Genomic DNA, 12,882 nt, shown 5'->3' on the forward strand with positions numbered 1-12,882 from the left:
AGCAATTTTCAAACTTTTTTTGTCTTGGTTTAAATGGAAAATGTGTGGAAATTAGAAGTTTTAGAATTTTGTATTATGGTTGTAAAAATGAATTATATAATTTGTAATAAACTTGATGGACTTGGGACTAGACTAAGTGCTGTATGTTACAATCTCTATTTAGTAAATATATTTGGCGATAAAAATTGTTTTAAGTTTATAAGGTTAAAAAATTCATTAAAAGAGACAAATTATAGACCTCTTGAAAGTTATTTTGATTATAAAGAAGCCTTAAAGATAAAGGAATATTTTTCTTATCAATTAGGACTTGCTTTTATAAAAGCTTATAAAAATAAATGGCGTGGATATTTGATTAAGTTTTATTTTAAAGATAGAACAGAGTTAAAGGCAAGGTATAAAAAATGAAAAAAATGGTAAATATCATACTTTGCGGAGGCAGTGGTACTAGGCTTTGGCCCTTAAGTAGAACCTTTATGCCTAAGCAATTTTTGCAAATTTTTGACAATTTTTCCTTGTTTCAACTTTGCTTCAAAAGAAATTTAAAGCTTTGCGATAAAACCTTGATAGTTTCAAATATTTCTCAATACTTTTTAGCACTTGACCAAATCAATGAACTTAATGAAAATTCCAACACTTCTTATATATTAGAACCCTTTGGTAAAAATACAGCCCCTGCCATTAGCCTAGCTTGTTTATCCTTAAATAAGGATGATATTGTCTTAGTTACTCCAAGTGACCATTTAATAAAAGATGAAGAAGCCTATCAAAAGGCAGTTTTAAAGGCTAAGGAGTTAGCAGAACAAAATTTTTTAGTTACTTTTGGGATAACTTGTGATTTTGTATCAACGGGTTATGGATACATTAAATTTAAAAATGAAAACGAGGTTTGTGGCTTTTTTGAAAAGCCTGATTTTCAAAGGGCACAAGAATTTGTAGAGTCAAAAGAATATTTATTTAATTCGGGCATGTTTGCCTTTAAGGTTGGTTTTTTCTTAGAACAAATGCAAAAATTTGCACCCGATATTTATGAAAGTTCTTTAAATGCCTTTAATAACGCCTTAAAGCAAGAAAATTTAGTAAAAATTTATGAAAAAGATATGCAAGAACTTCCAAATTTAAGCATTGATTATGCCTTAATGGAAAAATCAGGCTCAATCAAGGTCGTTAAAAGCGATATAAGATGGAGTGATGTTGGTAGTTTTGAGTCTTTGTCTAAGGAATTTAAAAGCGATAAAAATGGCAATTTTAACAACGCAAAGGGTATATTTTTAGATTCTTATAATAATTTTGTCTTGGCAAATAAAAAATTTATAGCCACCATTGACATTAATGATTTAATGATTATTGACACCGATGATGCCTTGCTTATTGGTAAAAAAGAGTCAGCTCAAAGGGTAAAAGAAATTTATGAAAATATCAAAAATGATGATATAGGAACGACCCCTATAACCATGCACAGACCTTGGGGTACTTATACTACTTTAGAAGATGAAAAGGGCTATAAGATAAAAAGGATAGTGGTTAGACCTGGAAAAAGGCTTTCTTTACAAAAGCATTTTCATAGAAACGAACACTGGATAGTTTTAAGTGGTACGGCTAGTGTGCAAGTAGAAGATGAAATAAGACTTGTTAGGCCAAATGAGTCAATTTATGTAAAAATGGGGCATACTCACAGACTTAGCAATGAGGGCAAAATTCCAGTTGTCTTAATAGAGGTTCAAGTTGGAGAATACACAAAAGAAGATGACATAGTAAGAATAGAAGATGATTTTAACAGAGGTAAATTATGAAAAAGGCTTTAATTACAGGGGTTACAGGTCAAGATGGGGCTTATTTGTCCGAGTTTTTATTAAAAAAGGGATACGAAGTACATGGCATAAAAAGAAGGTCTTCGCTTTTTAATACTGATAGAATAGACCATTTATTTGAAGGTCATCATAGTAAAGATAGCAAATTTCACTTACACTTTGGGGATATGACAGATTCTATGAATTTAACAAAGTTAATAGCCCAAATTCAACCTGATGAAATTTATAATCTAGCAGCAATGTCTCATGTAGGGGTTAGTTTTGAAACGCCAGAATATACAGCAAATGCCGATGGAGTTGGAACTTTAAGAATTTTGGATGCAGTTAGATTTTTAGGACTTATTGAAAAAACTAGAATTTATCAAGCTTCAACTAGTGAATTATATGGCAAGGTACAAGAAATTCCACAAAATGAAAACACCCCTTTTTATCCAAGGAGCCCTTATGCAGTGGCAAAAATGTATGCTTATTGGATTACTATAAATTATAGAGAAGCTTATAATATCTTTGCTTGTAATGGAATTTTATTTAACCATGAAAGCCCTGTTAGAGGTGAAACCTTTGTAACCAGAAAAATCACTCGTGCAGCATCTAAAATAGCCTTAAATTTGCAAGATAAGTTATATTTAGGAAATTTGGACGCAAAAAGGGATTGGGGACATGCAAAAGATTATATAAAAATGATGTGGTTAATTTTACAATACGAAAAGGCAGAAGACTGGGTAATAGCCACGGGTCAAACTACTATGGTGCGTGATTTTGTAAGACTTGCTTTTGAATATTGTGGAATAAAGCTTGATTTTAAGGGCAGTGGCTTAGATGAAAAGGGAATAATTGATGATTTAGACCTAAATAGGGCTAGTGAGCTTGGGCTTGATTTTAGCCATTTACAAAAGGGGCAAGTAGTAGTTGAGGTTGATAAAAGGTATTTTAGACCAACTGAGGTGGATATATTGCTTGGTGACCCTAGTAAAGCAGAAAAAAAATTAGGGTGGAGTAGAGAGTTTAACTTGCAAGATTTGGTAAATGATATGATGAAAAGTGATTTAAAAATGATGAAAAAAGATGTTTATCTTAAAAATGGTGGTTATACCATTTTAAGATATTTTGAATAAGGAGCTAAAAATGCAAACGTTTTTGCAAAATTTAAATGAAAAATTAAAACTAAATAACGAATTAAACTACCAGCTTTTAATGTCACAAATCATTTTAAATTTAAGCATTGATAAAAAAGACAAAGAACTTTTATTATTATTGCTTCAAAATAGGGATAAAAATTATATTAGAATTAATCATAATGAGGGGTGTTTTGAAAATGTAAAAAGCTATCTAAGGCTTTTAAGACCATTAAAGCTACCTAGAAAAAATTTAACTCGCATAGGTGGCAAGAACGATGGAGGCTATGTAATGCACTCAATGGGGGGGGGGATTTGAGTAAGATAAAAGCCCTTTCTCTTGGGGTAAGTGAGCATTCTCCTTGGGATTTGGAAATGGCAAATTTAGGCGTTAAGGTTATAGAGTATGATGCAAGTATACAAAACTCACCTTATAAGCATGAAAATATAAGCTTTCATAAGAAATTTATATCAAATAAAAACGATGATTTAAATATCACCTTTGAGAAAGTTTTAAAGGATAATGAGCTTAAAGGTGATGAAAATATCTTGCAATGTGATATAGAAAATAGCGAATGGGATATGCTAGAAAATTTAGATATAAGGGAGCTAAAAAGGTATTTTTCTCAAATTATCTTTGAATTTCATGGGTGTAATCCAGAAGAATCAAGTGGCTTTGAAAAAAGGATAAAGATTTTAAATAAATTAAATAGCGAATTTACGCCCTTTCATACGCATTTAAATAACCATGGAAAAATTTTTTATTCTAGGGGCTTATTTTTTAGTACTACCATTGAAGTAAGCTTTTTAAGAAAGGATATAGCAAGTAAGTATAAGCAAGTTTATTATAAAAAGGGTGGAAATATAAAGAATTTAGATTATCCAAGTGTGCCATATAATCCAGAATTACCACTTTATTTTGAAAGGCTTGATAGGTGAAGACTATATTTTTAACAGGCGGTAGAGGCATGGTAGGGCAAAACATATTAAAATGTGAATTTGCTAAAAATTATAAAATTTTAGCCCCTAGTAAGTATGAGTTAAATTTATTAGATAAAGGGGCAATTGATAGCTTTTTAAAGGCAAATAAAATTGATTATGTAATCCATGCAGCAGGGCTAGTTGGGGGCATTGCAGCAAATGTAGCAAATCCTGTTAAGTTTTTAGTACATAATGCTTATATGGGTTTAAATTTAATAACTTCTTGCTTTGAAAATAATATAAAAAATTTTTTAAATTTAGCAAGTTCGTGCATGTACCCAAAGGATTTTAACGGGCTTTTAAAAGAAAATTTAATTTTGAGTGCTAGTTTAGAACCTACAAATGAAGGCTATGCCTTGGCTAAGATTTTAAATACTAGGCTTTGTGAGTATATAAACAAAGAAGATAAAAATAAAACTTATAAGACCTTGATACCTTGTAATCTATATGGCAAATTTGATAAATTTGACAAAAACGCCCATTTAATCCCAGCTATCATTGCAAAAATTCATTTTGCTAAAAGCAATGATTTAAATATAGTTGAAATTTGGGGGGATGGTAGTGCAAAAAGGGAATTTATGTATGCAAGTGACTTAGCTAAAATTTGCTTTTTTTCGCTTGAAAATTTTAATAACCTGCCAAATAATTTAAATGTAGGCACGGGAAAGGATTATAGTATTTTGCAGTACTATAAAATAGTAGCTAGGGTGCTTGGTTATAAAGGAGAATTTAGTTTTGATTTAACTAAGCCTGTTGGAATGAAGCAAAAATTGCTTGATATTTCTAAGTTAAAAGCCCTTGGCTTTGACACTTATACTAATTTAGAAAGAGGAATTATGCAAACTTATGAGTATTATAAAAGTACCTTAACGGGGGGGGGATTAGGTCTTAACAAAACCACAAAACAAATCCCTAGCAAGGTGGCGTAAATGGGATTTAGTTTTGATATACAAGAATCTAAGTTAGCAGGGGTTTTTATAATAAAACCAAATATAGCTTGGGATAACAGAGGTAGTATTTATACTTCATTTTACAAAGATGACATAGAAAAGCTTTTACCAAAGAATCTTTTTTTTAAACACGATAAATTTTCCCTATCTTGCAAAAATGTTTTAAGAGGAATTCATGGAGACTCTAAGTCCTATAAATTAGTAAGTTGCGTTTATGGGGAGATTATTCAAGTTGTAGTTGATTTAAGAAAGGAAAGTCCTACCTATCTAAAATGGGAAAAATTTATCATAAATAAAGACAATCAACTTTTTATTTTAATGCCACCAAATATGGGTAATGCGTATTTTGTAAAATCTAACGAAGCTTTGTATCATTATAAATATGCTTATACAGGCGAGTACCTTGACGTACATGAGCAATTTAGTCTTGCTTACAATGATAAAAGCATTAATATAAACTGGGGCGATATAGATCCTATATTAAGTAGTAGAGACCTTAACCATGGATAGTAAAATTTACATTGCAGGGCACATGGGAAGTGGTGGAAGTGCTATAAAGGAGTATTTATTAAAAAATGGCTATACGAATTTAGTATATAAAAATCACAAAGAATTAGATTTAACAAATCAAAAAGCAGTAAGCGAGTTTTTTAAAAGTGAAAAACCTGATTTTGTATTTTTATGTGCAGTTTTACCATGTGGGGTTGCAAATACCTTACAAAAGGCTGATTTTTTATATGTAAATACCATGATAGCAAATAATATTTTATACAGTGCTTATGAAAATAAGATTAAAAAGCTTATTTGTTATGGTTCAGGCTATATGTATGCAAAAAATGCTATAAACCCTATAAAAGAAGAAAGCTTGCTTGATTCAAAGTTAGAAAAAAGCGTGAGTTATTATGGGCTTTCAAAAATTCATACAGCTATGCTTTGCGAGGCCTTTAACTTACAATATAACACAAATTTTTTATGTCTAGCCTTAAATAATCTTTATGGCATAAGTGCAAATTTTGACCTTGCAAATGCTAGGGTTTTACCTGCTTTGCTTAGAAAATTTCACCTTGCAAGATTGTTAGAAGAAGATAAAGAAGATTTAGTTTTAAAAGATTTAAATATGAGCTTAAAGGATGCTAAAAAATACCTTAGTGATTTTAGCATAAGCAAAGAAAGCGTAGAAATTTGGGGAACAGGACAGACTAGAAGGGAATTTTTACACAGCCAAGACTTTGCAAGTGCGTCCTTTTATGTAATGCAAAATGTGGATTTTAAGGACTTAAAGGATAATGCCTTGCTTAATATAGGAAGTGGGGTGGATTATTCCATAAAAGAAGTTGCCTTAATGGTTAAAAAGATAGTTGGCTTTAATGGGGACTTAGTATTTAATGCTAATAAGCCAGATAACACAATGCCTCGTCTCATGGATACTTCAAAGATAAATTCACTTGGATGGAAAAGTAAAATTGACTTAGAAAGGGGTATTAAAATGATGTATGAGTGGTATAAAAACACTTATGGGGGGGGGGATTTAGTTCTTAACAATTTAATCTTCCTTAAAAGTGCTTAGGAGGATTAAATGAAATTATATGAATTTTTACAAAAAGACTATGAAGAAATTTGCGTTTTAAACCTTAAAAAACTAAAAAATAAAACTATCTTAATAACGGGCAGTAATGGGCTAATAGGTAGTAATTTACTTTCTTTTTTATATTTTATAGACAAAAAAGAAAGGCTAAATTTAAAATTAATAGCCCATTCTTTTTCAAAGCCAAATTTAACTTTGCCAAGGGATGAAAATATCACTTATTTAAATTCTGATTTAAGTAAACAAGGCTTAAATGTAGATTTTGATTATTTGATACACGCAGCAACTTACGCCCAACCTAAAAAGGTACTTCAAAATTTATATCAAAGCATAAATTTAAATGTAAATTCTTTTTATGAGTTATTACAAAGGGCAGAAAGTAATAAAGCTAAGGTTTTATTTTTAAGTTCATCTTCTATTTATGGCGAAGTGGATGATTCTTTGCATTTTGGTATAAGAGAGATTTATAAAGGCAATATTGATATAAGTAAAATTTCTTCTATTTATGGAGAAGCTAAAAGGATGGGAGAATTAATAGCCCAAAGTTTCGCTGATAAAATCGACATTAAAATTGCAAGAATTGCCATAGCCTATGGTCCTGGAGTTAAATTTGATGATAAAAGATTTATAGCTGAATTTATCAAAAAAGCCTTGATTTTAGGCAAAATTGAGATGATGGATAGTGGTCTTGCAAGTAGGCAAATTTGTTATATAAGCGATGCTATAGAAATGCTTTTAAATGTTTTGTTAAATGGCAAAGAAAGAATTTATAATATAAGTGGGGCATTTTATGGTGGATATGGGGCTAGGATAAAAGATATCGCCAAAATCATAGCAAAATATACAAATGCAAAGCTTATAAGCCCAAAAGAAGATAAGGGCGTTGAGGGTGCTTATAAAAACGTGGTTTTAGACATTAGCAAATATACAAACGAATTTGAAAAGGCTAATTTTAAATCGATTGATTATGGCATTAAAAGAAGTATTGAGTATTTTCAAAGTTTTTTTGATAAAGAATTAAAAGGGGTGAAAAATGTTAAGTAAGGAGTTAAGAAAAGACATTTTAAAAATTTCAAATAAGGCTAAAAGTTCTCATATAGGCTCAAATCTTTCTTGCATAGATATCTTAATAGCCCTTTATTTTAAGGTAATGTATATAAATAAAGAAGACTTTGCAAATAGGGATATTTTTATACTCTCAAAGGCCCATGCAGCTTTGTCTTTGTATGTTACGCTTTATCATAAAGGCTTTTTAAGCAAGGAAAGTTTAGATAGTTTTTATCAAAATAATGGCACTTTGCCAGCTCATTTAGATAAATTTAGCAATGAATTTATAGAAAGTTCAGCAGGAAGCCTAGGCCATGGTTTGCCAATAGCCCTTGGAATTGCTTTGAGTTTAAAATTAAATTTTGAAAAGGGGGCTAAATTTAGAAAGGTCTTTTGTTTAATGGGTGATGGGGAAAGCCAAGAAGGTAGCGTTTGGGAGGCCATTATGTTAGCCCCTGTTTTAAGGCTTAATAACTTAAGGCTTTTAATTGATTATAACAACTTACAAGCCTATGCTAGGACAAATGATATTTTGCCCTTAAATTCGCTAAGCGCTAAATTACTAGCATTTGGCTGGGAGGTTTTTGAGTGTGATGGGCATGATATAGAAAAAATTTCTAGCTTGATTAATGATTATAAAGGTTCTAAGCCCTTATGTTTGATTTGCAAGACTATTAAAGGTAAGGGCGTTAGCTTTATGCAAGATAAATTGCATTGGCATTATTACGCGTTAAGTGATGAAGAATTACAACTTGCCTTAGAGGAGTTAAAATGAGAAACGAGGTGGCAAAAATTATTATTAATACAGCAAAAAATGATGAAAGATTATTTTTAGTAGCAGGGGATGCAGGGCTTGGTTTATGGGATGAATTTAAGCAAAATCAAAGGCAGTATTTTAACCCCGGCATTAACGAGGCTTGTTCTATAGGATTTTGTGCAGGCTTAGCATTAAGTGGTAGAAAGGCAATTTATTACAATATCGCCCCCTTTGTTTTAATGAGACCATACGAACAAGTAAGAAACGATATTTGCTACCAAGAATTACCCGTTATTTTAATAGCCATAGGAAGTGGACTAACTTATGCACCAAGTGGCATTACTCATTATGCAGTAGAAGACATAGGCTTAGCCTTAACCTTGTCAAATTTACAAATTTTTTCTCCAAGCGATAGCATAGAAGCAAGAAAAAGTTTTGAGTATGCTTATAAAAGCGATAAGCCAAGTTATATTAGGCTTACAAAGGCAAATGACCCTATTTTACATAAGCAAGATATAAGAGATATTACTTCTTTGCAAATTCATTTAAGTGGAGATAGTGATTGTTTAATAATAAGCCATTCTGTGATTATAAACGAGCTTTTTGATATAGCTAAAAGCTTAAATATTACCCTTGCAAGTTTGCCTTTTATAAATTCAAATAACATAGAAAATTTAAATTTTATGCATAAGTTTAAAACTATAATAGTAGTTGAAGAACATTTTAATTTTGGTGGTTTGGGTTCCTTTTTAGAATATAAATTAAAAAGATATGTGCATAAAATAGGCATTAAAAATCACTTTATACACGAGATAGGAAAGCAAGATTTTTTAAGGAAAAAATTTCACCTTGATAAAGATAGCTTAGAAGTAACAATTAACAAAATTATAAAGGATGAAAGATGTTAAAAAGAAAGGGTTCAAATTTTCATTCTTTTTTATTTTCTAAGCTTAGAAAGGTAAAAATTTCACATGGTGGGGCTAAGATTGTAGTTTATGAGTATAGATTTTGTGGAATTTTGTTTTTTAAAAAGAGCATTGATTTTTCAAAAAATTTAGTTTTAGATGGGGGGGGTCTTTGGCCTTTTCTTTAAGCGAGGGCTTTTTTGATGAAAAGTATTTAAATACGCATTTGCCAAAATTAATTAAAAATTTGGATAAAAAAAGTTGTGAGGTAGTGTTTAGCATAATCAATAGGCTTAAATTTACTTATAAAAATAATAAGCATATTTTTCCCTTTTTAACCAGTAAAGAAAAGGCTTGTTTAAAGGATATAAGGGAAAATTTTCAAAATAAAATTTTTAAGATTAATGAGAATTTATATTTTTATGATGGCTTTTATTTGCCTGTGTCAGCCTTTGAAATTTCTGTGTTTTATCATAAACATAGTATGCATGTTTTAAGGCATTTGGATAAGCTTAAAGATAAGGATATTATGGATATTGGAGCTTATATTGGTGATAGTGCTTTGATTTTGTCAAAATTTACTAATAAAAAAATTTATAGCTTTGAACTAGATAAGAAAAATTTCTCACTTTTAAAAGAAAGCATAAGATTAAACAAGCTTGAAGATAAGATTAAGCCCTTTAATCTTGGACTTGGTAAGCAAAGAGATAGTTTTTATGTAAAAAGTGGTGGGATAGGTTCTTGTATAGATAAAAATTTAAAAACGCAAGAATTAGCACAAATTACAAGTTTAGATGAATTTGTAAAAGAAGTAAATGTAAATATAGGCTTTATAAAGGTAGATATAGAAGGGGCTGAGATGGATTTTTTACAAGGTGCAAAACAAAGTATTTGTAAATATAAACCTGCAATGTTAATTAGTATATATCATGGGGTTAGGGATTTTTTTGAGATAAAGCCCTTAATAGAATCGTGGAATTTAGGTTATAGCTTTAAAATTTATAAGCCAATTGATACAAATATATCAGCCGAAACTGCTTTGTATTGTGAAATTTTAGATTAGTATTTAAAAAGATATTGTAAAATGCTTTTATTTAAAGGATAACTATGAAAGATTATATTTTAGCAAGTTCTACCTGGGATAAGGAAGAATTAGACGCTATAGCTGAGGTGATTAAAAATAATACCTTTACAATGGGTAAAAAGGTAGCCCAATTTGAAAAGGATTTTGCTAACTTTGTTGGTTCAAAATACACTGTTATGACAAGTTCAGGTTCAACTGCAAATTTAATAGCCGTGGCCTCTTTATTTTACACTAAAAAGCCTAAATTAAAAAGAGGCGATGAGGTGATAGTTCCTGCTGTATCTTGGAGTACTACTTATTATCCTTTGTATCAATATGGGCTTAAATTAAAATTTGTTGATATAAATTTAAATACTCTAAATTATGACTTATCAGCCTTAAAGGGTGCAATTAGCGATAAAACTAAGATGATAATGTGCGTAAATTTGTTAGGTAATCCTAATGATTTTAACGAGATTAATGCCATTATAAAGAACAAGGATATAATTTTGCTAGAAGATAACTGCGAAAGCATGGGGGCAAGTTTTGAGGGAAAACAAACAGGCACCTTTGGCATAATGGGTACCTTTTCTAGCTTTTTTTCTCATCATATGGCTACTATGGAAGGTGGGCTTGTGGTAACTAATGATGAAGAACTTTATCAAATTTTATTATGCCTTAGAGCACATGGCTGGACTAGGAATTTACCAAAGGATAATTTAATAAGTAAAAAAAGTGACGATTGTTTTAGTGAATCATTTCGCTTTATACTGCCAGGTTATAATGTAAGGCCTGTTGAAATGAGTGGGGCTATAGGTATTAAACAGCTTATAAAATTACCAAAATTTATAGAAGAAAGAAGAAAAAACGCTAAATTATTTTGCGAACTTTTTAAGGATAATAAAAATTTTTTAATACAAGAAGAAATAGGAAAAAGCTCATGGTTTGGCTTTTCTTTCATTATAAAAAAGGATTCAAAACTAAATAGAAAAGAGGTTTTAAAAAGGCTTGAAGAAGCAAGGATAGAATATAGACCTATAGTTGCAGGTGATTTTACTCAAAATGAAGTAATGAAATTTTTTGATTATGAAATTTATAAGGATTTAAAAAACGCTAAAATTTTGCATACAAATGGCTTTTTTGTAGGAAATCACCAAGTAGATATTAGCAAGCATTTAAATAAATTAGCAAAAGTGTTAAATGGGGGGGGGAGTTAGACTAAATTTAAAAACACTTACGCCATTGTGCAAAAAGGCTGCATAATGGCTATTTGTTTTGATATTAAAGAAAGTAAGATAATAAGTGGCGTTTATATCATAAGCCCTAGTAAATTTAAGGATTTAAGGGGTGAAATTTGGACTGCTTATAATGATGATTTAGATAGTTTATTGCCAAGTGATATTCATTTTAAGCATGATAAATTTATAACTTCTTCTTATAATGTTTTAAGGGGGATTCATTATGATGATAAGACTTATAAGCTTGTTACTTGCATACATGGGGAGTTAATTCAAGTTGTAGTTGATTTAAGAAAAAATAGTCCTAGTTATTTAAAATATGAAAAATTTGTTGTAAACCCTTGCAATCAGCTTTTAATTTTACTGCCACCAAATGTAGGAAACGCACATTATATAAGTTCTAAAAATGGTGGGGTGTATTATTATAAACTAGCCTATAATGGCGAGTATTGTGACGCACCAAATCAACAAACCTTAGCTTATAATGATAAAAAAGTAAATATTGACTGGGGCGATATAAGCCCTATATTAAGCGATAGGGACAAGTTAAATAAGGGTTAGTATTTAATGTTATTAACTCTTAAAAAATCCCTTAATTTTTCATACTCATTATTTTCTAAAAAGCGGTACTTTCCAGGCTTTAACATGCCAAGTTCTAACACTCCAAAGGCTACCCTTTTTAAATCCATAACTTCTAGGTCAAAATGCCCAAAAAAGCGTCTAAGTTCTCTATTTTTACCCTCATTTATAATAACCCTAAGCTTTGTAAAACCACCACTATAACCAAAAATTTCATAGTCTAAGAATGGGGCTATTTTCATTGAAGTAATCTTTGTTTTTGCGTGAGCACCTTTTTTTTCATTGTGAAGCTTAATGCCTTCTTGCATGGCTAAAATTACTTTTTCACTAATTTGCCCTTTTATTTTTAAATAATATTCCCTTTCTAAATCACTATTTATAAGTGCATTTGCCACACTTACGCTATCACTTAACAAAAGTAAACCCTCGCTGGTAAAATCAAGCCTTCCAACACTTACCCACGATGAAAAGCCCTTTGGCAAGCTATCATAAATGATTTTTCGCCCCCTATCATCTTTTTTACTAACTAATTCACCCCTTTGTTTATGATACATGATGACGCTAAATTTAGTGCGTTTAGCAATTTTTGTTCCCTTTATATAAAGTTTATCATCATCTTTTATACTATCTCCAAGCTGTGCGATTTTAGAATTTATCTTAACTAGGCCTTGTTTTATAAGGTTATCAGCTTCCTTTCTTGAGTATTTAGTATTATGTGAGATAAATTTATTAATACGCATAAAAATCCTTGAAAAAAATTGTTTAATTCTAACTTCAAGCATTTTAAAACAAGGTTAAAAATAAAAGTAAGAAAAAAATTTTTTCTTTTAATATTTTTTTACTTAAAATAGGTT

The 12,882-nt window shown here is 30.3% G+C and carries 16 protein-coding genes; 15 read left to right on the forward strand and 1 reads right to left on the reverse strand.

Annotated features, from left to right (window positions below):
- Positions 1–87 precede the first annotated feature (87 nt).
- The 15 genes from FMM58_RS01955 to FMM58_RS02020 are packed head-to-tail and all read left to right on the forward strand — an operon-like array spanning position 88 to position 12,010.
- Entirely contained in the window at positions 88–405 is a 318-nt protein-coding gene (locus tag FMM58_RS01955; protein WP_150180338.1) for a hypothetical protein, read from the forward strand.
- Between the two features lie 5 nt (positions 406–410).
- Complete coding sequence (locus tag FMM58_RS01960; RefSeq protein WP_150141829.1) at positions 411–1,790, forward strand: mannose-1-phosphate guanylyltransferase/mannose-6-phosphate isomerase; 1,380 nt, start codon at positions 411–413, stop codon at positions 1,788–1,790.
- Positions 1,787–2,923 (forward strand): GDP-mannose 4,6-dehydratase, encoded by a 1,137-nt coding sequence (gene gmd / locus FMM58_RS01965; RefSeq protein ID WP_150141787.1) that lies wholly within the window; start codon positions 1,787–1,789, stop codon positions 2,921–2,923. Before FMM58_RS01960 ends, gmd begins: the two co-directional genes overlap by 4 nt.
- Before the next feature lie 10 nt (positions 2,924–2,933).
- A complete protein-coding gene (locus FMM58_RS08855) occupies positions 2,934–3,242 on the forward strand; it encodes a hypothetical protein (protein WP_223810434.1) in 309 nt (102 codons plus the stop codon).
- Entirely contained in the window at positions 3,239–3,862 is a 624-nt protein-coding gene (locus FMM58_RS01970) for a hypothetical protein (protein WP_223810435.1), read from the forward strand. The genes FMM58_RS08855 and FMM58_RS01970 overlap by 4 nt, the downstream gene beginning before the upstream one ends.
- Positions 3,859–4,833: an NAD-dependent epimerase/dehydratase family protein gene (locus FMM58_RS01975; protein WP_150152048.1), complete on the forward strand. Its 975-nt coding sequence runs from the start codon at positions 3,859–3,861 to the stop codon at positions 4,831–4,833. Before FMM58_RS01970 ends, FMM58_RS01975 begins: the two co-directional genes overlap by 4 nt.
- On the forward strand, positions 4,834–5,364 hold the full coding sequence (locus FMM58_RS01980; protein WP_150141789.1) for a dTDP-4-dehydrorhamnose 3,5-epimerase family protein: 531 nt from the start codon (positions 4,834–4,836) through the stop codon (positions 5,362–5,364).
- Positions 5,357–6,421, forward strand: a complete 1,065-nt coding sequence (locus tag FMM58_RS01985) for an NAD-dependent epimerase/dehydratase family protein (protein ID WP_150180339.1) — start codon at positions 5,357–5,359, stop codon at positions 6,419–6,421. The genes FMM58_RS01980 and FMM58_RS01985 overlap by 8 nt, the downstream gene beginning before the upstream one ends.
- 9 nt (positions 6,422–6,430) lie before the next feature.
- Positions 6,431–7,483 carry an NAD-dependent epimerase/dehydratase family protein gene (locus FMM58_RS01990; protein ID WP_150180340.1) on the forward strand — a complete coding sequence of 351 codons (1,053 nt, stop codon included), beginning with the start codon at positions 6,431–6,433 and terminating at the stop codon, positions 7,481–7,483.
- A complete protein-coding gene (locus FMM58_RS01995) occupies positions 7,473–8,261 on the forward strand; it encodes a transketolase (RefSeq protein WP_150141792.1) in 789 nt (262 codons plus the stop codon). Before FMM58_RS01990 ends, FMM58_RS01995 begins: the two co-directional genes overlap by 11 nt.
- The gene (locus FMM58_RS02000; RefSeq protein ID WP_150141793.1) at positions 8,258–9,151 is read left to right on the forward strand and encodes a transketolase family protein; all 894 of its coding nucleotides are present in this window, start codon (positions 8,258–8,260) and stop codon (positions 9,149–9,151) included. The genes FMM58_RS01995 and FMM58_RS02000 overlap by 4 nt, the downstream gene beginning before the upstream one ends.
- Positions 9,145–9,336 (forward strand): hypothetical protein, encoded by a 192-nt coding sequence (locus FMM58_RS02005; protein WP_150180341.1) that lies wholly within the window; start codon positions 9,145–9,147, stop codon positions 9,334–9,336. The genes FMM58_RS02000 and FMM58_RS02005 overlap by 7 nt, the downstream gene beginning before the upstream one ends.
- Complete coding sequence (locus FMM58_RS02010; RefSeq protein ID WP_150180342.1) at positions 9,321–10,211, forward strand: FkbM family methyltransferase; 891 nt, start codon at positions 9,321–9,323, stop codon at positions 10,209–10,211. The genes FMM58_RS02005 and FMM58_RS02010 overlap by 16 nt, the downstream gene beginning before the upstream one ends.
- A gap of 44 nt (positions 10,212–10,255) precedes the next feature.
- On the forward strand, positions 10,256–11,428 hold the full coding sequence (locus tag FMM58_RS02015; protein ID WP_150180343.1) for a DegT/DnrJ/EryC1/StrS family aminotransferase: 1,173 nt from the start codon (positions 10,256–10,258) through the stop codon (positions 11,426–11,428).
- A gap of 45 nt (positions 11,429–11,473) precedes the next feature.
- Positions 11,474–12,010, forward strand: a complete 537-nt coding sequence (locus FMM58_RS02020; RefSeq protein ID WP_150180344.1) for a dTDP-4-dehydrorhamnose 3,5-epimerase family protein — start codon at positions 11,474–11,476, stop codon at positions 12,008–12,010.
- Here FMM58_RS02020 and FMM58_RS02025 read toward each other — a convergent pair.
- Positions 12,007–12,768, reverse strand: coding sequence for a pseudouridine synthase (locus tag FMM58_RS02025; RefSeq protein ID WP_150141797.1), 762 nt, complete (start codon positions 12,766–12,768; stop codon positions 12,007–12,009). The genes FMM58_RS02020 and FMM58_RS02025 overlap by 4 nt on opposite strands.
- Positions 12,769–12,882 lie beyond the last annotated feature (114 nt).

Source organism: Campylobacter sp. LR291e, assembly GCF_008633915.1.
In the GTDB taxonomy this organism is placed as follows: Bacteria; Campylobacterota; Campylobacteria; order Campylobacterales; family Campylobacteraceae; genus Campylobacter_D.